Origin of the sequence: Janibacter sp. HTCC2649 (assembly GCF_000152705.1) — a bacterium.
In the GTDB taxonomy this organism is placed as follows: domain Bacteria; phylum Actinomycetota; class Actinomycetes; order Actinomycetales; family Dermatophilaceae; genus Knoellia.
Genome location: NZ_CH672413.1, coordinates 2,681,674 through 2,707,827 on the forward strand (window position 1 = coordinate 2,681,674; position 26,154 = coordinate 2,707,827).

Below are 26,154 nucleotides of genomic sequence, written 5' to 3' on the forward strand. Positions count from 1 at the left end.
TGCCTCCACTGTCCTCCCCAACAGGCCCTCGCGACAGGCCTTTTGCCCACCGATTTCATGGCCGTGGACACGCGACGAACTGGACGGTCTAGCGTGCGTCGGGTGAAGCCTTCCGCTGCGGTCTTTGACCTGTATGCCGTGCCCGAGGACTCCGTGCCCCTCGGCGGCGGACAGGGGCAGAGCGTCCTCGCGGGCGACCTCGTCCTGTCGCCCGGCCGCAGCGAGCGCACGGCCAACTGGCTCAACCCGATCATCGCGCCGCTCTCCGCTGAGCTCGACCACGAGCGGCCGCGGTCGATCCGCCTGGCGATGCCCATCCCGACGCGCGATCTCAAGTGGGTCGCAAACGGTTGGGGCGCAACGAGATTCGAGCCCGGCACTCGTCCGTGCACGGACCTCGACGTCCTCCTCGCCACCGGCCGGCTGCTTCATGCTCGCCTCGCGGCCAAAGTCGCCACAGCGCCCCTGGGCATCAACCGCCGTGACGACCGCTGGGCCACAGCGGAACGGATCGCGTTCGGCGAGAGCCAGCCCAGCGGCATACCCACTGCTGTTGGAGCGCTCGTCTCCCGGCTCATGGCCGAGCTCGACACGACCAGCCTGGGACCCGACCAGCTGGTCCACGGCGACCTCGCCGGCAACGTCCTCCTCGACGCGACGGGCATCCCGTTCGTGATCGACGTGTCGCCGTACTGGCGGCCCGCGCTCTGGGCCGAAGCCGTGTGCGTCCTCGACGCCGTGACGTGGATGGGCGCGGACCCGGCGGTGTTGGGCGAATGGCCCGGGGGAGCGCGGCGCCAGGCCATGCTGCGCGCGGCCCTGTTCCGGATCCTCAGCGACGAGAACCCCGACGTGGCTGCCTACCAACGCGTCCTCGACACCAGTCTCGGGAAGGCGAGGTCGTGATGGAGACCCTCGGCGGCATCGCCGCCCTCGCGGCCGTGCTGGCGGTCCCGATCGGCATCATCCTGCTCACCCGGTGGCGGCGCCCGATCGAGGACGTCGTCACGACGGGCTCAGCGCAGGGGAAGACGGGGCTGGCGATCCACCCCCAGCGGGGTCACCCGACGGTCAATGTCATCGCGGTGATCATCGTCGTCGCCGTCCTGGCGCTCGGCCTGTGGTACCTCAACTCGTCGCTGTATGCCGCCGGGCTCTTCCTCATCGGTGGCGGGCTCATGGCCTACGTCGGGTGGGCGCGCGTGACCGGCAGGGCAGGGGACGGGACGCTGACCTTCACCCCAGAAGGCCTGCACCAGCTCTATGGCGGCTCCGAGGTCTTCGTCCCGTGGGACGACGTCACGGGGCTGGTCACCACCCCCACGGAGCTCATCGTCGAGACCACGAGGCCAGTCGTCCCTGTCCACCACATGCTCCCGCTGTTCGGGCGGCGGGGGGTCGTCAGGCACGACGCCATCGGGCTGCCGCATCGCCAACTGCCACTACTGCCCTACCAGGAGATGGTCTGGCTCTACGCGACCTCGTCGGCAGCCCGGGACGAGCTCGCCACTGACGCGCCGGTCGAGCGCGCCCGCGACCTGCTGACCCATCCGCCTGTCACGGAATGACGTCCAAGGAGGCGGCCACCCACTCCCACACGCGGCGGCGTTCGTCCGAGCTGGGACGGTTGCGGCCGAGGTAGGCGGTGGGCCGCTCGCGACGGTCCATCCAGAGTCCTCCGCCACGCGGTCGCGGAGTGGCGGCGACGAGCCAGGTCGTCGTGTCGGCTCCGGAGTCGGCATCGCGCAGGATCGGCCCGAGCACCCTGTCGAACGTCGGCAGCGAGTCGGTCACGCCGGGAGTCGCCGCCCAGCCGGGGTGCATGGCGTAGACCGCGACCCCAGCAGCGGCCCATCGGCTCGTGAGGATCGGTAGGAGCTCCACCTGGGTGCGCTTGCTCCGGGCGTAGGCCGTGGCACCGGAGTACTCCCCGCGCTCGTAGTCGGGGTCGTCGACCGGCAGTTTCTGCGCGTACATCCCTCCAGACGTGACGAGGACGACGCGGGCCTCGTGACCCGTGAGGGCCGGCAGGAGCAGTTCGGTGAGCAGGACCGGTCCAAGGACGTGCAAGGACATCGACAGCTCGTGACCCTGGGGCGACTCGGTGCGCTCCGGCGGCATGGCCCCCGCGTTGTGGACGAGGGCGTGGAGCTCCAGGCCGGCCGCCACGATGCGGCTGGCGCAGTCACGCACGCTGTCGAGATCGCCGAGGTCACACACCCACGTCGTCGACGGTCCGGGAAGGTCGGCAGCGACCTCCGTCGCCTTGTCGGCGTTGCGGACGATGAGGTGGACGTGGGCGCCGAGCTCGCTGAGCTGGTGGGCCGTCGCGACACCGAGGCCAGAGGTGGCGCCGGTGACGGCGACGTGGCGGCCCGCCAGGGCTCCGACGGCCGGGTCGGCCGGCCACGTCGGAAGGCGACGGCGCACGGCATACCCAATGCTGGAAAAGCCGGGCACGACCGCTCGGTCGAGCACGGTGTCGAGCGCACGGGCCAGGGGTCGCAGTGTCATCACTCGACCCTACGTCGGTGGGGAGTGCCACGCTGGACGCATGCCGGTCACGATCGACGACGTGCGCGCAGTGGCGGACGGGTTGCCTCGCAGCTACGAGGTGATCGTGCGCGACCGGGTGAAGTTCCGGGTCGGAAGCATCGTGTGGCTCGCGTTCAACCAGGCGGAGACCGAGATGGGGTTCGCGTTCCCGAAGGAGGAGCGCGCGGCCCTCGTCGAGAGTGAGCCGGACGTGTTCCTCCTGCCGCACCCCTCGGACCTGCGCTTCAACTGGGTGGAGGCGCACCTTGATCGCCTCGACGTGGAGCGCATGACCGAGCTCGTCCTCGACGCCTGGTGCCTGGTCGTCCCCCAAAAGCTCTGGCCCATGGCCGGTCGGTGACCGGAGTCAACGCCGCGCGAGGTGTCTTTGCTTCGGCACGTGATGCAAAGACACCTCTCCAGCGGGTATGCCGAGCACTTCCGCCCGGGTCTGGCGCTCACGGTCGGACCTGAGAGAGTCTGTCCCAGCAAGGGCTGTTCGGGGTCGGCGAAAGGGATGCACGATGTGGCCGTGGCTCATGATTGCCGTCGGCGTGCTCCTTGTCGTCGGAGGACTCGTCGCCCGCCATCGGATGATGCGCGACCATCGGGCCCAGCTCGCCGAGGCCGCGCCGACACCGACAACCAAGCCTGCGTCGGTGACCAAGCCTGCGCCCACGCCAGAGCCGGCGCGGTCAATCCCCTTCCCCGACCGCCCGGCCAGCCACCGGCTCACCTCGCCCCCGATGCTGCGTGCGCGGTCCTCGGACGTGCCGCTGCTCGACTGGCTGCGCTACTACTCCGACGGCAACGCCTGGTCCGGGGTGATCCAGAGCATCGCCGACCGGATCTCCGGCGACCAGCTGCTCAAGCCCTGGTTCGGCTCGATGGACCGGCCCACCCTCCAGCGCCACGTCATGTCCATCGTCATGGAGCTGACCGGCGAAGGCCTCACCGTCGGCACGGTGCGACGTCTGGCCGACGCCCACGTCCAGTTCGTCGCCGCCGGCGGGGCACACATCACCGAACCCGTCTGGGACAAGCTGCACGCGCCCTTCGCCAACGCGCTGCGCGAGCACCTTGTCCCCGAGTCAGCAGTCCTCGCCCTGGAAGACACCCTCGCGCCACTCAAGGCCGTCATCGTCACGCGCTCCGACTCCCACGCGGGCTGAGATTGCGTCGAGTGTCGTATCGGGCGGATGCCGTTCGTAGGTGAAGTGAAGGACAGCCACCCGGGCTGACCCGCACGAGGAGGAACACCATGACCGCCACCTACACCTGGGACGTCTTCTGCAGTCTCGACGGATTCGGCACCGCGACCGGTGACTGGACCGGCTACTGGGGCAAGCAGGGGCCCGAGCTGCTCGAACACCGCAATTCCTTGTATGCCGGTGAGCAGCGGATGGTCTTCGGCGCCAACACCTATCGCGCGTTCGCGGGCATGCTGGCCGCGAGCACCGAGGACTCGGACGTCCGCGACCCGTGGGTCACCCGCATGGTCAACCTGCCGGCCACCGTCGTCTCGACGACGCTGCGCGAACCCCTCGACTGGCCGGACGCCACCGTCATCAGCGGCGACGCCGTCGACGTCGTTGCCCGGCTCAAGGCCGGGTCCGACGTGCCGCTTCGATCGCACGGCAGCCTGTCGATGAACCGCGCCCTCCTGGCCGCCGGTCTCGTCGATCGCGTCCAGGTCTCGGTCTTCCCGGTCATCACCGGCCAGAACGGTACGGAGCCGATCTTCGGCGGGGCGGCTGACTTCGACCTGGAGCTGCTCGAGGCACTCACCCTCGACGGCCGCACCCAGGAGCTCACCTACCGCCCCACCCTCCACTGAGGGTCTTGCCGCCGACCGCGGGGAGGCGGACGATGAGGCATGGGTGTCGTCGAGTTCGAGCTGACGCGGACCGTTCACGCGCCCATCGAGGACGTCTTCGCGCGGCTGGCTGACATCACTCGCTACGACGACTGGATGCCCCGGCAGGGGAGCATCCTGCGTCGCACGGAGGTCACCTCATCCGGCCCGCCTCAGCTCGGCACGACCTACCTCGACACGACGTCCTTCGGTGCCACGCCGGGCGAGATCGTCGAGTTCGAGGCACCCCACACGATCGTCTTCCACTGGTGGGACACGACGAAGGCGGGCAAGACCAAGGCCGAGGGTTGGCCGGGCTACTCGCTCACAGGGACCGGTCCCGACACGACGCTCGTGCTTCACCGGGCGAGACTGCGGACTGCGGGCACCTACCGCCTGGCCACGCCGGTGCTCGCCCGGATCGCGCGGCGGGAGCGTGCCGCCACGCTGCAGGCCCTCGCGACATCGTTCGAGCCTCGCTGACCCGCGCGCGAAACGTCGCTAGTGGCCTGCGAGCCGAGCGACCACCGGGGCAAGGGTTTCGGCGGAGTTGGAGCCGATGACGACGTGGGTGGCGCCGATCTCCTCCCGGCGTCGCTGCAGCTCCTCCACAGCGGCAGCAGGGTCGGCCGGCAGGATCGCCAACGAGTCCGCCGCGCGGAGCTGGGCCGGGTCGACGCCGGGGCCGGTCATGAACGGCGCGGCGGTGTCCCCGACGAACGAGACGTGCAGCGCGACGGGGATCTCACGGATCGCCCGCAGGTCTCTCGCCATCTGGTCCACGTCCTCCCGCCGGTCGTCCGGCGACGAGGGGAACGTGACGATGTCGGCGATCTCGGCGGCGAGGGCGCGTGCCTTGGGACCGCGAACGGCCATCGCCACCGGCGTGTGCACGTTCGGGCCGTCGTACTCCCGCAGCAGGGCAACCACATCTCGGATGCGCTCCACCCGTTGGCCCGGGGTGAGCGTCGGCAGGTCGAGCTCGCGCAGCAGGTCGTCCAGTCCGGGCCGGCCGGTCCCGATGCCGAGGTCGAAGCGGCCATCGGTCAGCTGCGTCAGGGAGTGCGCCTCCCACGCCAGGGTCGAGGCGGGCCGCAGCGGCGACGCGCACACCCAGGTGCCCACCCGAATGTCCGCGAGGCCCGCTGCGACGGCCAACGCCGGGCCGGGTGCTGGCTGCCATCCCGGCACGTCAGGCATCAGCACCGTCGAGTAGCCGAGGTCGGCGATGCGCCGCACCTCGTCGCGCCACGTCGCCGGGCCGTCCCCGACCGGCGTCACCACACCAAACCGAAAAGGCTCCTCGATGAAGGGCATGACTTCACGCTATCCACAGGCTGCGCCCCGTGTGAAGGTCGCAACGACGGCACCCCCCCCCCACGCAAGAAACCCCGAACCGTGAGGTCCGGGGTTTCTTCGATGTCCCGAGGGACAAACGTGCGCAAGGGGGTGTTGAGTCTCAGGACATCCGCAAGGCATGTCTCAAGACATAGGCAAGGCCGTGGCGCTGCGATGGGGTGGTGTCTCGAGCGAAGCTGGTCATCACCGCTATCACTGTCGAAGGCCTGAGTCAGGCGGACGCCGCGCGGCGTTACGACGCCTCGCAGGCGTGGGTGTCCCGCCTGATGGCCCGGTTTCGTGATGAGGGCGAGGCCGCATACGAGCCGCGATCACGTCGGCCGAAGTCCTCACCGACAGCGATCGGTGGCGAGGTCATCGAGGCGATCCTTGCCCAGCGCGACCGGCTCGTCGCAGCCGGTCACGACGCCGGCCCGGAAACGATCCACTGGCACCTCGAACAGTCAGACACCCTGGTGCGAGTGCCCTCACGGGCGACCATCGCCCGCACGTTGACCCGCCAGGGCCGCGTCACGCCGGAGCCGAAGAAGAAACCCAAGAGCGCGTACCTGCGCTTCGAAGCCGCCCAACCCAACGAGTGCTGGCAGTCCGACTTCACCCATTACCGGCTCACCACGGGCACCGACGTCGAGGTCATCACCTGGCTCGATGACCACTCCAGGTACGCCCTGCACATCAGCGCCCACAACCGCATCACCGGCCAGCTCGTCCTGGGCACCTTCCGGGCCGCCATCACTGAACACGGCTGTCCCGCAGGCACCCTGACCGACAACGGCATGGTGTACACCGTGCGCCATGCGGGCCAAGGCCGCCGCGGTGGACGCAACGCGTTCGAAACCGAGCTCGCCACCCTCGGCATCCGCCAAAAGAACGGACGCGGAAACCACCCTCAAACCCAGGGCAAGGTCTGTGAGCATGTTGGTAGGCGCTGCACCGGCCCGGTCTGACCCCGGCCAAGGTATGACCAAGGTGTCCTGCGTTCGATTTGTCGACCGGTGCTGGTGCAGCGCCGTGGCGCGCACCGGCCAGACGGAACTGACCTGATAGGAGCTTGGACTAGAAGCCCCGTCACAGACCTGTCGTCCGTCCGGCCGGTTCGCCGCATCCGTCAGATCAGCCCTAACGGAGGAGCGAAATCCAGCATGACAACCACCACCGCGACTGTCACCGTGATTGGCGGCGTCGACACCCACAAGCACACCCACTACGCAGCAGCCATCGACGACCACGGCAGGTTGCTCGGCCACCACGAGTTCCCGGCAAACGATTCGGGCTACCAGGCGCTCCTGGGCTGGATTCGCCAGCACGGGACCGTGCAGGCAATCGGCGTCGAGAGCACCGGCTCCTTCGGCGCGACGCTGACCAGGGCGCTCACGACCGCTGGTGAACGAGTGGTCGAAGTCAACCGACCCAACCGGGCAGCCAGGCGCATGGATGGCAAATCTGATCGCCTGGACGCCGAGCAGATCGCGCGCGCCGTACTCGGCGAAACGTCGACAGCAACCCCGAAGGCCAAGTCCGGTGCCGTTGAGGTGATCCGCACCTTACGAGTGACCCGCACCAGTGCCGTGAAAGCGCGCACGCAGGCGTTCAACACCCTGTTCGGGGTAATGATCGGTTCCCCGTCACCGTTGCGTGACGAACTGGTGATCCTCAGCAAACGAACCTTAGTCAACCGCTGCCTCGGGCTACGTCCGGAAACTGATGACCTGCAGTCTTTGGCCCACGACCCCAACCGGATGCTGATGGCAGGGGTCAAGACCGCGCTGCGGGATTTGGCCCGCCGCTGGAAGGGCCTCGACGCCGAGATCAAGACTCTGAACAAGCAGATCGAGGCCCTCGTCCAGGCGGCTGCACCGGAACTGCTGGAGCTGCATGGCGTCGGAGTAGAGATCGCCGGCCAGTTCCTCGTCACCGCCGGTGACAACACTGATCGGATCCGCAACGAGGCCGCGTTCGCGAAGCTTTGCGGTGTCGCGCCTCAACCTGCCAGCAGCGGCCGCACCCGCGGGAGACACCGCCTCAGCCGAGGTGGTGACCGGGCCGCCAACAGCGCGCTGTACATCGTCACGCTCGTCCGGATGCGCCACCACCAACCAACTCGTGAATACGTCGAGCGCCGAACCGCCGAGGGCCTGAGCAAACGCGAGATCATCCGGTGCCTCAAGCGTTACATCGCCCGCGAGGTCTTCAACAACCTGCCCACACCCGCCATCGCGGACCCACTCGCGCGCACGGTCGAAACTGCCGCTTGACGAACATAGGAGCATCGAACGCTTCCAACAAACAATGAAGAAGTGGCTCAGCAAACAGCCGACCCAGCCCGCCACGATCGGCGAGCTCCAAACCCTGATCGACCAATTCCGTCGCGAGTACAACCACGACCGGCCCCACCGCTCCCTGAAACGGCGAACCCCAGCAGCCGTCTACATGTCCATGCCGAAAGCGAACCCTCAGCCCGAACCCACAGGCCACACCCACTCCCGAGTGCGCACCGACAAGATCAACAACGGCAAGATCACCCTGCGCCACGGCGGGACGCTCTACTCCATCGGCATCGGCCGCCGCTACGACGGCACCACCGTAAAAGCGCTGGTCAACGGCCTAGACATCCTGATCGTCGACGCCACCACCGGCGAACTCCTCCGCCAGCTCACCCTCGACCCCACCTGCAAATACCAACCCCAAACGCAAGAAACCCCGAACCCGTGAGGGTTCGGGGTCTTGCCGATGTCCTGAGACATCACAACGTGCGCAAGGGGGGATTTGAACCCCCACGCCCTTTCGGACACTGCGACCTGAACGCAGCGCGTCTGCCGTTCCGCCACTTGCGCTTGGAACTGGTCCAGTGTGCCGTAGACACGCGCCTGTCTCCAAATGGGTCCCTCAGGTGAGCAGGGCGACCGCCCGCCCGACGCCGTCCTCACGCCGGATCTCGGCGCCCACGGCCGCCGCCCGCGCGGCGCTCTCACCTCGAGCGAACCCGCGCAGCACCTCCGTCAGCCACTCCGCCGACAGCTGGTGCCGCCGCACCGGTCGCGCCCCGACGCCGAGCTCCCACACCCGTCGCGCCCAGTACGGCTGGTCCCCGATGTGCGCCACGACCGCCTGCGGCACCCCGGCCCGCAACGCCGCCGCCGTCGTCCCGGCCCCACCGTGGTGCACGACGCCCGCCATCCGCTCGAAGAGCCACGCGTGCGGCACGTCCCCGACCACCTGCACCCACTCGTCATCGGTCGACCCCAGACCGGCCGCCCCCGCGTGCAGCACGACCCGAACCCCAGCCTTTCGCGCTGCCTCGGCAACCACCTCGCTCGTCGCCGCGGCTTCACGAGTCGACATCGAACCGAAACCGACATATGCCGGTTTCGAACCTTCCTTCAGGTATGCCGCGAGCGCCGGTTCCGTTGTGTACGTTGCCTTTTCGTCGAGGAACCAATACCCCGTGGCCTCCGAGGTGCCGTGCCAGTCGGAGGGCGGAGGCACGACGAGAGGCGATGCGGCCAGCACTCCGGGGGTCCGCCTGATCGCGTCGAGGAACCCGCGTCGACCCGTCGCCGGAAGTCCGAGCTCAGCCCTCAACCGGTCACCGGGCGGGGCGAAGACCGAGGACATCGTCTGCAAGGTCCCCTGTCCCGCAATGAGATTCGCGATCGACGACCGCGTCGTGAACGCCGGCTGCATCGTCGCCGCACCGGATCGCGTCGGCCGCATCGGGGCGAACTCGGCCACCACGTGCCTTCCACCGCCGACCGACACCAGGGCATCGACAGCGTGGACGGTGAGCACTCCACTCACCCACAGGTCAGCGGAACCGACGAGTGGAACGAGCGCGCCGGCATACCCCTGGGTCGATTGGCGCACGAAGCGGCGCAGGGCGGAGAGCTCGCGGAAGGGGTTGCGGCTCGAGTGCCCGAGCCATTCGACGCCGAGGGGGGAGGCGATGAGTTCGTCGATGCGTACGCCGGCCGGGACGAAGGCGAGTCCGTGGCCGGTGACGAAGCCCTCGAAGTCGTTGCCGGCGCAGATCGTGACGTCGTGCCCGGCGCGGGTCAGCCCCACCCCGAGCGCCACCATCGGCTGGACGTCGCCGCGCGAACCCGCGGCCATGATGTTGACCTTCATCGCTGAGCGGCGCGCCCCATCGAGACGTGCTGCTGGGCCAGCCGGCGCAGAGCGGCGAGGACGGGATCGACGAGCACCGTGCCGAGGATGACCTGGCGGATCGCGCCTTCCGGGTCGGCGGGAACCGTCCGCACGTCGATCTCGGCGACGCCCTCGACGTGGTCGGCGTAGGCGTTCATCCGCTCTTCGTCGAGGCCGAGTCCGACGTCGTCGCAGGCGGCCCACGCGCGGTCGAGGTCGTCGATGAACGGGTCCTCCGGGTCGACGTGCCACCCGCGGGCGGTCACCCAGGCCGACGCCCGACCGAGGTTGTCGACGACGCGGGCCTCCCGTCCACCGACGAGTGAGCGCTGGGCCGTCGAGAGCACCGTGATCCAGTCCTGGCCGGGCGACGTGATGACGTCGAGGACTCGCCCGATCGTCGCGAGCGACAACCCGCCGACCTCGCTGAGAGCGCGGACCAGCCGCACCCGCTCGACATGGGTCTCGTCGTAGTCGGACTGGGTCCGCGACACCGCCCGCCCCGGGTGCAGCAGCCCCTCGCGCAGGTAGTACTTCAGCGTCGCGACCGCCACGCCAGTGGTGTCGGACAACTCGGCCAGCCGCACGGCATACCTCCACGCCTTTGATTCCCGGCTACCGCACCCCAAGTGGGGCAATCACCCCACTTGGGGTGCGGTAGCCGGAGCGATACGGAAACTCCTTGACATTGGATAGTAGACCTCTCCAAACTGGAGAGCGCATCAGGTAGTCCAACTATCCCAACAGGAGCAGGTCATGGCCGACCGCGTCACCCACACGACCCACGCGCATGATGGCGAGATCGTCGTCTTCCACATCGGCATGACGATCCGGAAGTGGCACCGCCCCGACCTCTGGATGCCCGTCTTTGCGGCCATGCCCAAGATGCTCGCCGAGCTGGAGCGCAACAAGGCGGCGGCCGGGCACGGGGACGCGGAGGACCTGGGATTCATGGGCGCCGCAACGCTTTTCGGAGCCCAAGGTCCCTTCATCGTGCAGTGGTGGCGCAACACGGACCTGCTGTACGCCTATGCGAGGCGGGCCGAGAGCAAGCATCTCCCGGCATGGCAGGCCTTCAACGCGGCCGCCCGCAAGCACCCGGGGGCTGTGGGCATCTGGCACGAGACGTATGCCGTCCCGGCCGGTCACATCGAGTCGATCTATGGCAACGGCGCCAAGGTGGGCCTGGGCAAGATCACGGGGACGGTGCTCGTGATGCAGCGCGGTCGGGGCGCCCGTGAACGCCTCGGCGCCACCCTCAGCTGACCACCCCTTGCGTCTGCGCTTGCGGTCGCCAGAGCAGCCACATCCGCAGACGTTGGAGGGATGGGTCAGGCGAGGCGGACGCGAGCGACGTGGAACCAGAAGCGTTCGCGGACGTCCTGCCGACTCGCGTCGTCGATGTCGTAGACCCCGGCCCGGCCCGACAGGTCGAGCAGCAGCGCGCGGTCGAGCTCGCCCGGGATGGTCGGCTTCGCAGCGCGCAGGGCGACGAGGTCGTCGGGAGTGGCCGTGCGGCACCAGGAGTCGAGCACGTTCTTGGCGACGACGTCGATGAGTTCGGGGTTGAACACTCCGTCGGCGTCAACCACGGGCAGGTCGCCGGTGGTCGTCGACCAGGTGGGCGTGGTCTGGGCCGAGGGGAGGACGACCTCGGTGGCCCGCTTGCGACCGAACACTGCCGGGGTCGGGGGAGCGGACGGGGTGGGCGCCGCCGGAGTCGGGGCTGCAGGGGGCGTGGCTCCGGCAGGCTCGGGTTCGGCACACGGTGCTTCGGGCTGGCTTGCGGCAGGCGTGCCGGCGGCGCTCTCGGCGCGCACGTCCGGGGACTCGCCGTCGGGCGCCACCACCTGCTCGCCAACCGGGACGTCGCCCGGCTGGCCCGACTCGGAGACCTGCTCGTGCCCGGCCGCCTCGACCGGGATGAGGCCTTCGGGGATGGCCCGCGACCGCACGCACCGGTCGATGATCTCGGCGTCGATCGGCTGCTCGCCGTCGGCCGCGCGACGAAGGTGCTTGGAGACGGCGTGACCGTGTCCGTTCAACCCGGGAACGCTGAGCAGCACGACCTGGACGCCGGCGCTCTGGGCCTCTTCGACGGCTTCGGTGAGGTCGTCGTCGCCGGAGACGAGGTAGACGACATCCGCGACCCGGGCCCTCCCCTGCAACGCCAGGTCGAGACCAAGGCGCACGTCGACACCCTTCTGCTCACCGGCATACGAGAGACGTCCGAGGCGGAGCTTGATGCGGGGGAGGAGGCCGATCTGGTCCTGGTGGTAGTCGGGCTGACCACCGGAGCGCGCGCCCGAGTCGTACCAGTTGACCCGCAGCAGCGGCAGCCCCGAGTCGGCCTCGACCTGCGCGACGAGGCCCGCGATGAGGCCGGGGTAGTCGACCTCGATGCCGCTGCGCAGCGATGACCCGGTGACGCGCGTCGCCGCCGAAGCGAGGAGGTAGCCGACGTCGACATAGACCGCGCAGTAGGACCTCATGCCCCCACTGTCTCAACCCGAACGCCAATTCCGGACCCGACGCCCAAACCTCCCCACCTTCATGGGGCCAAACGCGCGCCATCCCGCGCCTTTGGCCCCGTGGACCTATCGGGAAAGGGAGTTCACGCCAGCCTCACGAGTCACCACAGCCCCGCCGGATAGCATCGAGCCGGACCGACGACCGACTCACCGCTGACCGCAGCACCGATCGCACGACCAAAGGAGGCGCGCCATGGGCCTGTTCGACCGCATGGAAGGCAAGCTCGAGCGCGCCGTCAACGGTGTCTTCGCCAAGGCGTTCCGCGCCGAGGTCCAGCCCGTCGAGATCGCGAGCGCCATCCGTCGCGCCATGGATGACCGCGCCGCCAGTTCCGGCCGCTCCCGCAGCGTCGTCCCCAACGTCTTCACGATCGAGCTCAGCGAGACCGACTTCGAGCGCCTCACCGACCACGGCCAGGAGCTCGAGAACGAACTCATCGCCGCCGCCGAGGAGCACGCCGACAGCCAGCACTACCAGCCCGGCGGCCCCATCGACATCCTCTTCGACGAGGATGCCGATCTCGAGACGGGTGTCTTCCGCATCCGCCCCAGCACCGCCAAGCGCCCCCGCGCGACGGGAATGACCGGCCAGCACCAGCCCGTCCGCCGGGCCACGGCCTACGACGACGAGGACTACGACGACGCGTATGCCGGCGAGTCACCCGCCGCTGCCGTCGCACCCCCCGTGCCCACCCCCGCCCCAGCGCGCCCAGCCCGTCCGGCCCCGAGCCGACCACGTCACGAACCGGTCGACGACGACCTCGGCGAGACGGCGGCATACCGGCCGGCGAAGCCGCCTGCCAAGAAGAAGCGCACCAACCCGGCCGACCGACCATGGCTCGACGTCGACGGCGAGCGCTACCCGCTCATGGGTGCGATCACGATCCTCGGCCGCGACGACAGCGCCGACATCATCCTCGACGACCCGGGAATCTCCCGTCAGCACAGCGAAATTCGCGTGACGCAGGACGGTCCGCACACTGTCGCGACGATCCGCGACCTGGGTTCCACCAATGGCACGTTCGTGGGTGGCGAGCGTGTCACGTCTGAGCACCTCGAGGACGGTGACCGGATCACTGTCGGGCGCACCTCAGTCACTTATCGTGCCGGTAGAAAATGACAGAAGTGAGCACCTGGGATGAGTGAACTCACCATCACCCTCATGCGCCTCGGGCTCCTCGTCGCGCTCTGGGCCTTCGTCATCGCCGTCGTCGGCGTTCTGCGGGGGGACCTCTACGGCACCCAGGTGACCCCGCGTCGGGCTCCGGGACAGCGCGCGGCCACCCCGCGCCCCGTCCCCCGTGGGGGCAACCCCGCTGCGGTCCCCGCCGAACAGCGCCCCGTCACCCCCCGGCCGACCGGCCGGCGCTTCAACGCCCGCCCCGCCGAGCGCGAGCCCAACCACCTCCGCGTCACGAGCGGCCCACTCGCCGGCACGAGCCTGCCGCTGCGCGAGTCCGGCACCCTCGTCGGCCGCAGCCCCGAGTCGGCGCTCGTGCTCGAGGACGACTTCGCATCCGGTCGGCACGCCCGCATCTACAAGGGCCCCGAAGGCTGGATGGTCGAGGACCTCGGCTCCACCAACGGCACGTTCATCGGCCAACTGCGGCTCACCACACCGACGCCCGTGACGGCCGGTAGCGAAATCAGGTTCGGCACGACCGTCGTCGAGCTGCGGAGGTAGCGCATGGCGATCGCCTTCCACTTCGCCGCCCGCTCCGATGTCGGGATGGTGCGAACCAACAACGAGGACAGCGGGTATGCCGGCCCGCACCTTCTCGCGATGGCCGACGGCATGGGTGGTCACGCCGGTGGCGACGTCGCCTCGTCCGCGATCCTCGGCGCGCTCGTCGGGCTCGACGGTGAGTCGTTCTCGGGCGTCGACGCGACCCGGACCCTGCTGCGCCGGATCACCGCCGCCAACACCGAGCTCGGCCAGCTCGCCCACGACGACCCCGACCTCGACGGCATGGGCACCACGCTCATCGCCATCCTGCGTGCCCGCGACAAGCTCGTCCTCGCGCACATCGGCGACTCCCGTGCCTACGTCGTCCGCGGTGGCGAGGTCAGCCAGATCACCAAGGACCACAGCTTCGTCCAGTCCCTCGTCGACGAGGGCCGCCTCACTCCCGAGGAGGCATCAACCCACCCGCAGCGTTCCCTCGTGACCCGCGTCCTCACCGGCGCCGAGGGTGAGGAGCCCGACGTCGTCGTGCGTCAGGCGATCGTCGGCGACCGCTACCTCATCTGCTCAGACGGCCTGTCCGACTACGTCGCCCGCGACACGATCGACGAGATCCTCACGACCGAGCGCAAGCCCGGCGACTGCGCCGAACGCCTCGTCCAGCTCGCCCTGCGTGCTGGGGCGCCGGACAACGTCACCGTCGTCATCGGGGACGTCGTCGACATGACCCAGTTCGTGCCCAGCGACTCGCCCCAGATCGTCGGGGCCGCGGCCGCGATCCGCCGCCACACCCGCCCGATCCCCGTCACACCCGCCGCCAAGGCGGCCGCCCTGTCCCACGAGGCGAGCGGTGGCTCGGCCGACGACGACATCGAGCTCGCCGACGAAGGCTCGCGCAGTCGCACGACCACGATCCTGCGCACGCTCGGCGTCGCCCTCGTCGCCGCGATCCTGCTCGTGGGTGGCGGGTATGCCGCCTACTCGTGGTCGCAGGCCCAGTTCTACGTCGGCGTCAACGACGGCCGCGTCGCGGTCTTCAAGGGCGTCGACCAGACCCTCGGCCCGCTGGACCTGTCGCAGGCCGAGACCACGAGCGGCATCGACGTCGACGACCTCCCCGACTTCTATCGCGGGCAGCTCGACCGTGGCATCACGATGGAGACGCGCTCCGACGCCGCCGCCCTCGTCCGCAACCTCGAGGTGCAGGCCCAGGCGTGCCGCTACGCGAAGTCCCTCGGCCGCTCGTGCGCGACGGTGCCCTCCACCTGGACGACGCCGACTCCCACGCCCACCCCGAGCGGTTCTCCCACCGTCAGCCCCACGGGTCCGCTTCCCACCGGCACCCCCGGCGTCACTCCCAGCGGTTCCCCGTCACCGACCATCAGTCCCAACGCATGACGACGGTTTCCTCACTCGCCTCCCGCAAGGGCCGCAACGTCGAGCTCGCGCTCCTCGTCTTCGCGGTCGGCATCGTCGTGCTCGCCTACGTCAACGTCGGCATCGCGGTCGAGGGTGCGATCCCGCCGAGCCTCGTCGCCGTGGGTTCCGGCTTCGCCATCATCACGGCCGTCTTCCACCTCGTGATGCGCTGGCGCGCACCGTATGCCGACCCGCTGATCCTCCCGATCGCCACGCTGCTCAACGGTCTCGGGCTCGTCATGATCAACCGCCTCGACCTGGCTCATGGCAAGGACCTCGCCGAGGGGCTGGCCCTGCGCCAGCTCATGTGGAGCGCGCTCGGCGCCGGCCTCGCGATCGCGGCGCTCATCATCCTGCGCGACCACCGCATCCTGCGCCGCTACACCTACCTTGCGGGGGCGCTCGGTTTCGGGCTGCTCCTCCTGCCCCTCGTGCCGGGCCTCGGGATCGAGAACTACGGCTCCCGCATCTGGATCAGGCTCGGCCCCTTCTCGTTCCAGCCCGGTGAGATCGCCAAGCTCGTCCTCGCGATCTTCTTCGCCGGCTACCTCGTGCAGACCCGCGACGCCCTCTCGGTCGCCGGTCGCCGCATCCTCGGCCTCACCCTGCCCCGGGCCCGCGACCTCGGCCCCATCCTCGTGGCCTGGATGCTGTCCGTCGGCGTGCTCGTCCTCGAGAAGGACCTCGGGTCCTCACTGCTGTTCTTCGGCCTCTTCGTCGCCATGCTCTACGTCGCGACCGAACGCACCTCGTGGGTCGCCATCGGCATGCTGCTCTTCTGCGTGGGCTGCTACGTCGCCAACATGCTGTTCGACCACGTGCAGCGACGCGTCATCCTCTGGCTCGACACGTTCAGCACCGAGGCCCTCAACATCTCGGACCAGCTGGCCAAGGGCGTCATGGGCATGGCGTCCGGCGGCATGTTCGGCACCGGACTCGGCCGCGGACGCCCCGACCTCACCTACTTCGCCGAGAGCGACTTCATCATCCCGAGCTTCGGTGAGGAGATCGGCCTCGTCGGGCTCTTCGCCCTCCTGATCCTCTACGTGCTGCTCATCGAGCGCGGCCTGCGCACCGCGATCGGCGCCCGCGACGGGTTCGGCAAGCTACTCGCCTCAGGCCTCGCGTTCTCCCTCGCGCTGCAGTGCTTCGTCGTCGTCGGTGGCGTCACGCGCGTCATCCCGCTCACCGGCCTGACGATGCCGTTCCTCTCCCAGGGCGGCTCCTCCCTCCTTGCCAACTGGACGCTCGTGGCGATCCTGCTCCGCATCAGTGACCACGCGCGTCGACCTGTCCCCGACCCAGAGGCTCCCCGTCCTGCTTCCCAAGACCAGACCCAGGTGGTGAAGGTGCGATGAACTCACCGATCCGCCGCCTCTCCTTCGTCGTCGCCTTCCTCTTCGCCACGCTGTTGGTGTCGACGACGCTCATCCAGTTCGTCTACGCCAAGGACCTCAACGCCCGCCCGGACAACCGGCGCACCCTGCTCAGCAGCTACGCCCGTGAGCGCGGCCAGATCCTCGTCGGCGACACCGCCATCGCGAAGTCGGTCCCGGCCAGCGACGAATACAAGTGGCTGCGCACCTACCCCGGCGGCGCGGCATACGCACACATCACCGGCTACTACTCGTTCTATGGCGCGGGCGGCGGCCTCGAGCAGGCCGAGAACGGTCTGCTCTCCGGCAGCAGCGACAAGCTCGCCTTCCGCCGTGTCTCCGACTTCTTCACCGGCCGCAAGACCAGCGGTGCCAGCCTCGAGCTGACCATCGACGCCAACGTGCAGGCGGCCGCGATCAAGGCCCTCGACGGTCGCAAGGGAGCAGCGGTCGCGGTCAACCCGTCGACCGGCGAGATCCTCGCCATGGTGAGCAACCCCGGCTACAACCCGGCCGACCTGTCGACCCACAACCTCACCAAGCTCAACGCGTCCTACAAGGCTCTCAACACCGACAAGGACAAGCCGCTCGCCAACCGCGCCATCGCCGGCGACCTCTACCCGCCGGGCTCGACGTTCAAGATCGTCACGGCCGCCGCGGCACTGTCGAGCGGGAAGTTCCAGCCCGACACCGAGCTGCCCGGCCCGGCCGTGCTCGACCTGCCCCAGACGACCGTCGGCCTGCCCAACATCGGCAAGAAGTCGTGCGGCGCCGACGACAAGACGACGTTCCTGCACGCGATGGAGATCTCCTGCAACAGCGCGTTCGGCTACCTCGGCCTCCAGCTCGGTGCCGACGCCCTGCGTGACCAGGCGGCGAAATTCGGTGTGGGAGACCAGCTTTCGATCCCGATGAGGGTCACCCCGAGCAGCGTTCCCGCCGAGCTCAACCAACCGCAGCTTGCGCAGTCGGCGGTCGGTCAGTACGACGTGCGCGTCACGCCGCTCCAGGTCGCGATGCTCAGCGCAGCCGTCGCCAACCACGGTGTCGTCATGAAGCCCTACCTCGTGAAGTCGGTCCTCTCGAGCGACCTCAGCGTCATCGAGCGCGCCGAGCCCGCGCAGCTCTCCGAGGCCGTGACCCCCGAGGTCGCCGCGCAGCTCACCGAGATGATGGAAGCCGTCGTCGAGAACGGCAGTGGCAAGCCCGCTCAGATCGACGGGGTGCGCGTCGCCGGCAAGACCGGCACCGCCGAGACCGACGGGAAGGCCCGGGCCCACGCCTGGTTCACCGGGTTCGCACCCGCCAATGACCCGCAGATCGCTGTCGCCGTCGTCGTCGAGAACGGCGGAGACCCCGACAGTGAAGCCCGTGGTGGTGGCGCCGTGGCCGGCCCCGTCGCCAAGGCCATGCTCGAAGCAGGACTGAAGAAGTGAGGAAGCAATGAGCGAGGATCCCCTGCTGCTCGGGGGCCGCTACGAAGTGGGGGAACTCATCGGCCGTGGTGGCATGGCCGAGGTGCATCTCGGCCACGACACCCGTCTGGGACGTCAGGTCGCGATCAAGATGTTGCGCAGCGATCTGGCGCGCGACCAGTCCTTCATCAAGCGGTTCCGGCGCGAGGCTCAGTCCTCGGCCGGGCTCAACCACGCCTCCATCGTGGCCGTCTACGACTCGGGTGAGGACCACTCCATCGAGTCCGGCGGCGCCAAGGTTGCCGTGCCCTACATGGTCATGGAGTACGTCCAGGGGCGCACGCTGCGCGAGATCCTCACCGAGCGCGACCGGCTCCCCACCGAAGAAGCCTCGCGCGTCACCGAGGGTGTCCTGGACGCCCTCGCCTACAGCCACCGCATGGGCATCGTCCACCGCGACATCAAGCCGGCCAACGTCATGATCGCCAAGGACGGCACTGTCAAGGTCATGGACTTCGGCATCGCCCGGGCCATCGCCGACACCGCCGCCACGATGACGCAGACGCAGGCCGTCATCGGCACCGCGCAGTACCTCTCACCCGAGCAGGCGCAGGGGCAGAGTGTCGACGCGCGCTCCGACCTCTACTCCGCCGGCTGCATGCTCTACGAGCTCCTCGTCGGCCGCCCGCCGTTCGTCGGCGACAGCCCCGTCTCCGTCGCCTATCAGCACGTCGGCGAGCAGCCGGTCGCGCCGTCGGTGCGCGAGGAGAGCATCAGCGAGGAGCTCGACGCAGTCGTCCTCCACTCCCTCGCCAAGGACCGCGAGAAGCGCTACCAGGACGCCGGAGCCTTCCGCAACGACCTCCAGGCCGCCCGCCTCGGCCGCCCGATCAGCGCGGCTGCGATGGCATCGCTCGCGGCCCTCGCCGCCGGTCCCGCTGCGATCAGCACCTCAGAACCCACCGAGGTGTATGCCGCCACCACCCGTCCCAAGGACGGCTCACCCGGGCCTTCGCCCGGGTCGACGACCTCGACGTTCCCCGCCGCGGTGGACCCGGCGGAGCGGGGTCGGCGCCGTGGCGCGACCTACGTCATGCTCACGGTCGGCATCATCGCTGTGCTGGCCCTGCTCGGCTTCGGGGGGCAGCAGTACCTCCAGATGCGCGCAGAGGCCAGCAAGGTCGCCGTGCCTGCCCTCGAGGGCAAGCCTCGGGCCACCGCCCTCAAGCTGCTCAGCGACGCCAAGCTCGGCTTCACCGAGACCACGGCCAAGAGCGACACGGTGCCGGAGGACTCGGTCATCAGCCAGACCCCCTCCGTTGGCACACGCGTCGACCCGGACCTCACGAAGGTCAAGATCGTCATCTCGACCGGTCCCAATGCCGTGACCGTCCCCGATCTCAGGGGCATGACCGTGGCCGAGGCGACCGACGCCCTGAAGACGGCCAAGCTCGCACTGGGGACGACCACCAAGGTCGACACCGACGACCAGCCCAAGGACAAGATCGTGTCCAGCGATCCGGCGGTCGGGGTCTCGCGCCCGCCCGGGTCCATCGTCAACATCAGTGTTGCCACGGGCCTGGTCGTCGTGCCTGATGTGACGGGCAAGACCCAGGACGAAGCCTCCGTACTCCTGTCCTCGATGGGGCTCACCCCGAAGACGGAGTACCGGCAGACCTCGCGGGCCAAGGTCGGCACGGTCGTCGACCAGGACCCCGCCAAGGACGAGAAGGTCGCCGTCGGCTCGGTCGTGACGATCTACGTCGCCCAGAAGGCGCCGCCGCCCCCGGTCACCACCACGCCAAGCCCGTCGACCTCACCCTCTCCATCGGTGACCCCCAGCCCGAGCCCGAGCCCGTCGGTCTCGATCAGCCTCCCCGGCTGAGGCTGACCCACTCCGACTTCGTGCCCCGCACGGACACAACGCGGCCCGACTTCGTGCCCCACACGGACACAACGCGACCCGACTTCGTGCCCCACACGGACACAACGCGGCCCGACTTCGTGCCCCGCACGGACACGCCCCCCGGCCGAAGGCCCATCGCTTGTCCGTGCGGGGCACGAAGTCGATTCAGCCGGTGACTTTGGCGGCGACGTCGGCGCCGTCGTGCACCAGCGGGCTCAGCCCGTGGGAACGCTCGACCGCGCCCGCGTCGCCGCACACCTCGAGCCAGTTGGCGAGGAGCCGGTGACCACCCTGTGTCAGGACGGACTCGGGGTGGAACTGCACCCCGTGCAGGGGCAGGTCGCGGTGCTGGACAGCCATGATGATGCCGCTCTCGGTGTGACCGGTGCCGATGAGCGAGTCAGGCAGGGACGGCGGGTCGATCGTCAGCGAGTGATAGCGCGTCGCCGTGAACGGCGTCGGCAATCCGGCCAGCACACCCTCGCCCGAGTGGTGCACCAGAGAGGTCTTGCCGTGGAGCAGTTCGGGTGCGCGACCGACCACGCCGCCGGCCACGACACCGAGGGCCTGGTGCCCGAGGCACACGCCGAGCATGGGCTGCGACCGCTCGCCACACGCCTCGATCATCGCCATCGAGACACCGGCCTCCTCGGGCGTGCCCGGCCCGGGTGAGACGAGCACCCCGTCGAAGTCGGCGCCGTCAGCAGGGGCGATCGCGTCGTTGCGAACGACGGTGCACTCCGCGCCGAGCTGCTCGAGGTAGCCCACGATCGTGAACACGAACGAGTCGTAGTTGTCGATCACGAGGATCCGACTGGTCGGGGCAGCTGGGGACATCGGGGCAGTCGGGGCATCAGGTGCGTTGGTGGCGTTCATCACAGGACCTCACGGTGCGAAGACAGCTGGGGCAGAAGGGCACTGGCACCAGTGTCAGTACCAACGGTGGTCTCGTCGTAGGGCAGCCAAGATGCGACCAGTGGGAAGACCCACTCGAAGCACACCACGACGACGCCCGCGAACAAAGCCACGAGCAGCAGGGCCTTGAGCGCGACGGGACCGGGAAGCACACGCCAGAGGGCGGCATACATCAGCTTGCTCCGTTCGCCGGTGCAGCCGGCACCGAGACGGCGAGCGAGGGCGCGCCCTGGGCGCGGGTGCGGGACTCGACGAGTTCGGCGTGCACGACCCAGCGCTGCTTGGCGCTGAACTTCGGGTGGCAGGACGTGAAGGTCAGTAGGCGCTTGGTCGGCTTGGCGCTGCGATCGCCGGGGACGGGGGCGATGACCTCGGACTGCCAGGGGCGGACGATCTCGTGGCTCGACACGGCATACACGGTCCATCCGGCGGCGGTCTCGACGATGATCCGGTCGCCATTCTTCAGGCGGTCGATCTCGCTGAGTGGCTTGCCGTAGGTCGTGCGGTGCCCGGCGATGGCGAAGTTGCCGACCTCACCGGGACCGGCTGTCCCCGTGTAGTGCCCGAGGCCTTCCGCCAGCTGCTTGGCACTGGTGCCCTCGACCAACGGACGCGCGTAGTCGGCGCCAAAACGCGGCACCCGCACGATCGCGAACGCCCCGTCCGGGACCTTCGCCGCACCCGAACCGGCTGCGGCACCGGGCGCCGGAGCCGCTGCGAACTCTCGCGACAGGGTCGACACCGTGGCGGCGTGGACCTTGTCGGACTGGACATCGGTCCACCACACCTGCCACACGACGAAGAGCAGGACCAGGACCCCGAGCGTCATGACCAGCTCGCCGACAACCCCCAGGACCCCGCCCCCACGTCGTTCCTGGCGGTGCCGGTGACGTGGTCCGCTCACTTCGTCACCGTGGCGTGCTCGGGCGTGATCGAGCCCGCGTATGCCGGGAACTCCTGTCGTTCGTGCGTCGTCACCTCGTAGCCCAGGCCGACCGCCTTGACGTACTCCTGGTAGATCTGGATCTCGGGCGACTGGTTCAGGATGTCGCGCAACCTGGCCGGGTCGCCGATGGCGCGGATGCGGTAGGGCGGCGAATAGACGCGGCCCTGGAGGATGAGGGTGTTGCCGACACAGCGGACGGCACTCGTCGCGATGATCCGCTGGTCCTGGATCATCATCGCCTCGGCACCGCCGGCCCAGAACGCGTTGACGACGGCCTGGACGTCCTGCTGGTGGACGACGACGGAGTCGACGCCGAGGTTCTCGGGGATCCGGTCGGTGGGCAGCTTGGAGTCGTCGAGCTGGACCTCGACGACCGGACCCTGCACGGCGGTGCGACCGGCGCTGACGCCGAGGGCATCGGCCTTGCGCTCGAGTCCTTCGACGGCCGCGTTGCCCGGGGCCCCGTCGTGGGTGAGCTGGTCGACCTCGTTCGTGAGCTTCTGCAGGTCCCCGGTCATCCGCGCGTTGTCCTGCGTCTTCTCGCGGATGATGTCGGGCAGTCCGGCAGCGTCGGAGCGCAGGCTGCGGCCCTGTGCGGCGGTCCCGCTCGTGGCAAAGAGGATGCCCGCGATGACGGCCACGATCGGCACGAGCACCGACCATGGGCCGGGTCGTGTCGTGAGGAACGCCTTGCCTCGCACCACGGGTCCACACCTCTTCCTGTTCAGGCTCTACGCTAGGCCACGACACCACACGCCAAGGAGACAGTCCGTGCCAGAGTCCAAGGGCCGCTCAAAGCCCGCATACACGCCGCCCCGCACGGCGCAGAGCCGCGTCACCAAGCCCAACCCGCGCTGGTTCGTGCCGCTCATGCTCGCGCTGATGGTCATCGGGCTCCTGTGGGTCGTGACCTATTACATCTCCGGCTCCAACGAGTTCCCTGTTCCCTCGCTCCACCGCTGGAACCTCGGCGTCGGATTCGGGTTCATGATGGCTGGCTTCCTCATGACGACGCGCTGGCGCTGACGCCGCGCCTCACCCACGCTGAACGGCCCCTGACCTTCGTGGTCAGGGGCCGTTTCGCTGTGTTCACTGCCTCGATCGGGGTATGCCGTGTGGACAAGTGTGTGGATATCCAAGAGTTGTCCACAGGGGTTGTCCCCAATGTGGATGAATGACATCGATGTAATCCACAGGCCCTGAGCGGACTTCGTGCCCCGCACGGACACGCAAAAGGAGGCCTTCGGCCGAGGGGGCGTGTCCGTGCGGGGCACGACGTCGAAGGGGCGGGCGGTCAGATGGGGGAGGTGGTGACCGCGTACTTGGCCACCGCGAGCACGACGAGCAGCACCGTGATGCCGGCGAGAGCGATCCAGTGGATGGCGAAGCTCGCCCGCTGCGTGCCCCCGACCTCGGGACGCTTTCCCAGGTAGGCGAAGACCGCAGCGCACGCGATGCCGACGAGGAACCCGCCGAGATGGGCCTGCCAGGCGATGCCGGGGACGACGAACCCGATGACGGCATTGATGGCGATCGTCGCGTACATCGTGGCGGCAGACCGGCCGAGCCGGCGCTGCAGGATGAGGAACGCACCGAAGAGCCCGAACACAGCACCCGACGCCCCGACCGCCGCGGTCTCCCACGGGCCGTAGTCGCGGTTGTTGAGCTGCGCGATCGAGTGGGGGAACGCGAGGAGCAGGTAGACGACCGACCCACCGAACGCGCTGATCAGATAGAGCGCCGCGAACCTGGCCCGACCGAGCATCGGCTCGAGGTACTGGCCCATCATCCACAGCGCCCACATGTTGAAGCCGATGTGGAGGAAGTTGTTCGGGGCGTGCGCGAACGCCGACGTGAGGAACCGCCACGGCTGCGTGTCACCCAGGTAGGGCGCGAACGCCACGTCGTCGGTCAGGCTCGGTATCGCCATCTGCCCGACGAACACGGCCACGCAGATCCCGATGATCGTCAGCGTGACGAGCGGACGTCCACCGATCGCAGCAACGTCTCCACCGAAGATCGTGCGGCCCTGCCGGATCGTCTTCGCACCCTCACGGACACAGTCGACGCACTGCACCCCGACCGCGGCCGGGCGCTGGCACTCGGGGCAGACCGGTCGTCCGCACCGTTGACAGCGGACGTAGGAGACGCGGTCGGTGTGGCGCGGGCAGACCGGCACCTCGTCCGGGGCATTGGACTGTGGGTATGCCGTGGGCTCGCTCACCGTCCCGAGTCTAGTTGTACTGACCCGACAGGTTGGTTAAGCGGGTGATGGGTGGCTTGTTCCCGCAGGCGGTGTGGGGTCGGTGGTGGTTGTACTCGTGGAGCCATGCTGGCAGAGCTTGGCGTCGTTCGGTTTCTGAGGTGTAGCAGCGGGCGTATCCCCACCCGTCGGCCATGGTGCGGTGGAAGCGTTCGATCTTGCCGTTGGTCTGCGGACGGCGGGGTCGGGTGCGGGAGTGCTTGATCCCGAGCTCGGCGCACACGTCGCGCCACAGGTGCGAGATGTAGGCGGATCCGTTGTCGGACAGGACTCTGCGTGTGGTGATGCCACGGACAGCGAACCAGGCGACGGCGCGGCGTAGGACACCAGTGGCGGTCACGGCGGTTTCGTTGTCGTGGACCTCGGCGTAGGCCACACGAGAGTGGTCATCGATGACGGTGTGCACGAACGCGTGGCCCATCTTCGGCTGGTAATGCTTGTTCCTCGGTTTGCCCGGGGTGCCTGCCCGGTTCTTCCCGCCTTGGGCTCGGCCCACGAAGCGCCACCCGCCACCGTCGGGGATGTTTCCGAACTTCTTGACGTCCACGTGCAGCATGTCCCCGGGGCGCTCGTGCTCGTAACGGCGCACCGGCTCCCCGGTGGCACGGTCGACGTGCGCCAACCGGTTGAGGTGGCACCTGGTGAGCACCCGGTGCACTGTGGAGGGTGCAACCCCCACGTGTGCGGCGAGCTGGACCGGGCCCAACCGTTTGCGCAGCCGCAACGACACGATCCGCTTCGTCGTCGAGGGAGACGTCTTGGCGGGCATCGCGTGTGGACGGCTCGAGCGGTCGCTCATCGGTTCACCAGCGGCGTACCGATCGGCCCATCGCTTCACCGTCGGCCAGGAACATTGGAATCGTGCCGCGACCTCGCTGATCGGGACTCGCTGATCGACGACGAGCTGAGCGACCTTGAGCCGGTGACGAACCGTCAGAGCGGCGTTAGCGTGGGACATGAGGGCCTCCTGTGTGTGGCAGTGGTGACTTGGCAGTTCCACTCCACCGCGGGAGGCCCTTCCCGCGCCACTGATCAGATCAGCGGATCGCAATCACTCAACCAACCTGTCGGGTCAGTACATCTAGTGGCGCACTCTGGACCTTCCCTGAACGCGGCACCGGCTCGCGACGAACCACCGCCCCCGAAAACGACTTCGTGCCCCGCACGGACACGATCCGTCGGCCGAAGGCCTCCGTCGTTGTGTCCGTGCGGGGCACGAAGTCGAACTCCCGCGTGGGGGCGCAGGCGTGCTCAGGCCTCGATGTCGAAGCTCTCGATGACGACGTCTTCGCGGGGCTTGTCCTGGCCACCGGTCTGGACGGCCGCGATCTTGTCGACGACGTCGCGGCTCTCCTGGTCGGCGACCTCACCGAAGATGGTGTGCTTGCCGTTGAGGTGAGGCGTCTTCGTCACGGTGATGAAGAACTGCGAGCCGTTGGTGCCCTTGCCCATCTGCTTGCCGGCGTTGGCCATGGCGAGGAGGTAGGGGCGGTCGAACTGGAGCTCGGGGTGGATCTCGTCGTCGAACGCGAAGCCGGGGCCACCGAAGCCCTGACCGAGCGGGTCGCCGCCCTGGATCATGAAGCCCGGGATGATGCGGTGGAAGATCAGACCGTCATAGAAGCGGTCGGGGTTGGTGCGACCCGCGTCGTCCTTGTACTCGAGGTCGCCGGTGGCGAGACCCGTGATGGTCTTGACCGTCTTGGGAGCCTGGTCCGCGAAGAGGTTCAGGTTGATGGTGCCGTGGTTGGTCTTGAGAGATGCCTTCATGCCTCCACTCTAGGGCCGCTCGACAGGTGAGCAA

At 68.8% G+C, this 26,154-nt stretch carries 29 protein-coding genes and 1 tRNA gene; 17 read left to right on the forward strand and 13 right to left on the reverse strand.

The window, feature by feature from the left end; all coding sequences use genetic code 11:
- Positions 1-102 precede the first annotated feature (102 nt).
- Together JNB_RS12795 and JNB_RS12800 are read left to right on the forward strand one after the other, a co-directional pair.
- A complete protein-coding gene (locus tag JNB_RS12795; protein ID WP_009776911.1) occupies positions 103-906 on the forward strand; it encodes a hypothetical protein in 804 nt (267 codons plus the stop codon).
- On the forward strand, positions 903-1,568 hold the full coding sequence (locus tag JNB_RS12800; protein ID WP_148232415.1) for a hypothetical protein: 666 nt from the start codon (positions 903-905) through the stop codon (positions 1,566-1,568). Before JNB_RS12795 ends, JNB_RS12800 begins: the two co-directional genes overlap by 4 nt.
- Here JNB_RS12800 and JNB_RS12805 read toward each other — a convergent pair.
- On the reverse strand, positions 1,558-2,514 hold the full coding sequence (locus JNB_RS12805) for an SDR family NAD(P)-dependent oxidoreductase (protein WP_009776913.1): 957 nt from the start codon (positions 2,512-2,514) through the stop codon (positions 1,558-1,560). The two genes, JNB_RS12800 and JNB_RS12805, sit on opposite strands and share 11 nt — an antisense overlap.
- 40 nt (positions 2,515-2,554) lie before the next feature.
- Here JNB_RS12805 and JNB_RS12810 point away from each other — a divergent pair, with 40 nt between their 5' ends.
- The 4 genes from JNB_RS12810 (at position 2,555) to JNB_RS12825 (ending at position 4,873) form a co-directional block, all read left to right on the forward strand.
- Positions 2,555-2,896 carry an MmcQ/YjbR family DNA-binding protein gene (locus tag JNB_RS12810; RefSeq protein ID WP_009776914.1) on the forward strand — a complete coding sequence of 114 codons (342 nt, stop codon included), beginning with the start codon at positions 2,555-2,557 and terminating at the stop codon, positions 2,894-2,896.
- Positions 2,897-3,059: 163 nt separating this feature from the next.
- The gene (locus JNB_RS12815; protein ID WP_009776915.1) at positions 3,060-3,707 is read left to right on the forward strand and encodes a hypothetical protein; all 648 of its coding nucleotides are present in this window, start codon (positions 3,060-3,062) and stop codon (positions 3,705-3,707) included.
- 89 nt (positions 3,708-3,796) lie between these two features.
- On the forward strand, positions 3,797-4,372 hold the full coding sequence (locus tag JNB_RS12820) for a dihydrofolate reductase family protein (protein ID WP_009776916.1): 576 nt from the start codon (positions 3,797-3,799) through the stop codon (positions 4,370-4,372).
- Between the two features lie 39 nt (positions 4,373-4,411).
- Positions 4,412-4,873 (forward strand): SRPBCC family protein, encoded by a 462-nt coding sequence (locus JNB_RS12825; RefSeq protein ID WP_009776917.1) that lies wholly within the window; start codon positions 4,412-4,414, stop codon positions 4,871-4,873.
- Between the two features lie 18 nt (positions 4,874-4,891).
- Here the strand turns inward: JNB_RS12825 and JNB_RS12830 are convergent, their stop codons facing one another.
- Entirely contained in the window at positions 4,892-5,707 is an 816-nt protein-coding gene (locus JNB_RS12830) for an LLM class flavin-dependent oxidoreductase (RefSeq protein WP_009776918.1), read from the reverse strand.
- 203 nt (positions 5,708-5,910) lie between these two features.
- Between JNB_RS12830 and JNB_RS12835 the strand changes: the two genes are divergently transcribed.
- From JNB_RS12835 to JNB_RS12845, 3 genes are all read left to right on the forward strand, one after another.
- Entirely contained in the window at positions 5,911-6,696 is a 786-nt protein-coding gene (locus JNB_RS12835; RefSeq protein ID WP_237700658.1) for a DDE-type integrase/transposase/recombinase, read from the forward strand.
- 195 nt (positions 6,697-6,891) lie between these two features.
- A complete protein-coding gene (locus JNB_RS12840) occupies positions 6,892-8,004 on the forward strand; it encodes an IS110 family transposase (protein ID WP_009774909.1) in 1,113 nt (370 codons plus the stop codon).
- Positions 8,005-8,017: 13 nt separating this feature from the next.
- The gene (locus tag JNB_RS12845) at positions 8,018-8,461 is read left to right on the forward strand and encodes a transposase (protein WP_256364585.1); all 444 of its coding nucleotides are present in this window, start codon (positions 8,018-8,020) and stop codon (positions 8,459-8,461) included.
- Between the two features lie 39 nt (positions 8,462-8,500).
- On the opposite strand, the gene JNB_RS12850 is transcribed toward JNB_RS12845, so the two are convergent.
- From JNB_RS12850 to JNB_RS12860, 3 genes are all read right to left on the reverse strand, one after another.
- Positions 8,501-8,583 (reverse strand) — tRNA-Leu (locus tag JNB_RS12850).
- A 52-nt stretch (positions 8,584-8,635) separates the two neighbouring features.
- Positions 8,636-9,874 (reverse strand): glycosyltransferase, encoded by a 1,239-nt coding sequence (locus tag JNB_RS12855; RefSeq protein ID WP_009776921.1) that lies wholly within the window; start codon positions 9,872-9,874, stop codon positions 8,636-8,638.
- Entirely contained in the window at positions 9,871-10,482 is a 612-nt protein-coding gene (locus JNB_RS12860) for a MerR family transcriptional regulator (protein WP_009776922.1), read from the reverse strand. Before JNB_RS12860 ends, JNB_RS12855 begins: the two co-directional genes overlap by 4 nt.
- A 169-nt stretch (positions 10,483-10,651) precedes the next feature.
- Here JNB_RS12860 and JNB_RS12865 point away from each other — a divergent pair, with 169 nt between their 5' ends.
- The gene (locus JNB_RS12865; protein ID WP_009776923.1) at positions 10,652-11,161 is read left to right on the forward strand and encodes a DUF4188 domain-containing protein; all 510 of its coding nucleotides are present in this window, start codon (positions 10,652-10,654) and stop codon (positions 11,159-11,161) included.
- A 65-nt stretch (positions 11,162-11,226) separates the two neighbouring features.
- Here the strand turns inward: JNB_RS12865 and JNB_RS21730 are convergent, their stop codons facing one another.
- Positions 11,227-12,387, reverse strand: coding sequence for an NYN domain-containing protein (locus tag JNB_RS21730; protein ID WP_009776924.1), 1,161 nt, complete (start codon positions 12,385-12,387; stop codon positions 11,227-11,229).
- A 232-nt stretch (positions 12,388-12,619) separates the two neighbouring features.
- On the opposite strand from JNB_RS21730, the gene JNB_RS12875 reads away from it, so the two are divergent.
- From JNB_RS12875 to pknB, 6 genes are read left to right on the forward strand one after another with little or no spacing between them, the layout of a single operon-like run.
- Positions 12,620-13,546 carry a DUF3662 and FHA domain-containing protein gene (locus JNB_RS12875; protein WP_009776925.1) on the forward strand — a complete coding sequence of 309 codons (927 nt, stop codon included), beginning with the start codon at positions 12,620-12,622 and terminating at the stop codon, positions 13,544-13,546.
- Between the two features lie 18 nt (positions 13,547-13,564).
- Complete coding sequence (locus JNB_RS12880; protein ID WP_009776926.1) at positions 13,565-14,110, forward strand: FHA domain-containing protein; 546 nt, start codon at positions 13,565-13,567, stop codon at positions 14,108-14,110.
- Positions 14,111-14,113: 3 nt separating this feature from the next.
- Complete coding sequence (locus tag JNB_RS12885) at positions 14,114-15,508, forward strand: PP2C family serine/threonine-protein phosphatase (RefSeq protein ID WP_009776927.1); 1,395 nt, start codon at positions 14,114-14,116, stop codon at positions 15,506-15,508.
- Positions 15,505-16,887, forward strand: coding sequence for an FtsW/RodA/SpoVE family cell cycle protein (locus tag JNB_RS12890; RefSeq protein ID WP_009776928.1), 1,383 nt, complete (start codon positions 15,505-15,507; stop codon positions 16,885-16,887). Before JNB_RS12885 ends, JNB_RS12890 begins: the two co-directional genes overlap by 4 nt.
- Positions 16,884-18,341: a penicillin-binding protein 2 gene (locus JNB_RS12895; RefSeq protein ID WP_009776929.1), complete on the forward strand. Its 1,458-nt coding sequence runs from the start codon at positions 16,884-16,886 to the stop codon at positions 18,339-18,341. The genes JNB_RS12890 and JNB_RS12895 overlap by 4 nt, the downstream gene beginning before the upstream one ends.
- 7 nt (positions 18,342-18,348) lie before the next feature.
- On the forward strand, positions 18,349-20,205 hold the full coding sequence (pknB, locus tag JNB_RS12900) for a Stk1 family PASTA domain-containing Ser/Thr kinase (RefSeq protein WP_009776930.1): 1,857 nt from the start codon (positions 18,349-18,351) through the stop codon (positions 20,203-20,205).
- Positions 20,206-20,391: 186 nt separating this feature from the next.
- On the opposite strand, the gene JNB_RS12905 is transcribed toward pknB, so the two are convergent.
- The 4 genes from JNB_RS12905 to JNB_RS12920 are packed head-to-tail and all read right to left on the reverse strand — an operon-like array spanning position 20,392 to position 22,791.
- Positions 20,392-21,063 (reverse strand): aminodeoxychorismate/anthranilate synthase component II, encoded by a 672-nt coding sequence (locus tag JNB_RS12905; protein ID WP_040884802.1) that lies wholly within the window; start codon positions 21,061-21,063, stop codon positions 20,392-20,394.
- A gap of 38 nt (positions 21,064-21,101) precedes the next feature.
- Positions 21,102-21,314: a hypothetical protein gene (locus JNB_RS12910; RefSeq protein ID WP_009776932.1), complete on the reverse strand. Its 213-nt coding sequence runs from the start codon at positions 21,312-21,314 to the stop codon at positions 21,102-21,104.
- The gene (locus JNB_RS12915; RefSeq protein WP_040883796.1) at positions 21,314-22,045 is read right to left on the reverse strand and encodes a class E sortase; all 732 of its coding nucleotides are present in this window, start codon (positions 22,043-22,045) and stop codon (positions 21,314-21,316) included. The genes JNB_RS12910 and JNB_RS12915 overlap by 1 nt, the downstream gene beginning before the upstream one ends.
- Positions 22,042-22,791 carry a DUF881 domain-containing protein gene (locus JNB_RS12920; protein ID WP_009776934.1) on the reverse strand — a complete coding sequence of 250 codons (750 nt, stop codon included), beginning with the start codon at positions 22,789-22,791 and terminating at the stop codon, positions 22,042-22,044. The genes JNB_RS12915 and JNB_RS12920 overlap by 4 nt, the downstream gene beginning before the upstream one ends.
- 67 nt (positions 22,792-22,858) lie before the next feature.
- Between JNB_RS12920 and JNB_RS12925 the strand changes: the two genes are divergently transcribed.
- Positions 22,859-23,113, forward strand: a complete 255-nt coding sequence (locus JNB_RS12925) for a cell division protein CrgA (RefSeq protein ID WP_009776935.1) — start codon at positions 22,859-22,861, stop codon at positions 23,111-23,113.
- Between the two features lie 268 nt (positions 23,114-23,381).
- Here the strand turns inward: JNB_RS12925 and JNB_RS12930 are convergent, their stop codons facing one another.
- The 3 genes from JNB_RS12930 to JNB_RS12940 form a co-directional block, all read right to left on the reverse strand.
- Positions 23,382-24,311 (reverse strand): rhomboid family intramembrane serine protease, encoded by a 930-nt coding sequence (locus tag JNB_RS12930; RefSeq protein ID WP_148232417.1) that lies wholly within the window; start codon positions 24,309-24,311, stop codon positions 23,382-23,384.
- Positions 24,312-24,321: 10 nt separating this feature from the next.
- Entirely contained in the window at positions 24,322-25,308 is a 987-nt protein-coding gene (locus JNB_RS12935) for an IS481-like element ISJs1 family transposase (protein ID WP_009776937.1), read from the reverse strand.
- A gap of 293 nt (positions 25,309-25,601) precedes the next feature.
- A complete protein-coding gene (locus JNB_RS12940; protein ID WP_009776938.1) occupies positions 25,602-26,120 on the reverse strand; it encodes a peptidylprolyl isomerase in 519 nt (172 codons plus the stop codon).
- Positions 26,121-26,154 lie beyond the last annotated feature (34 nt).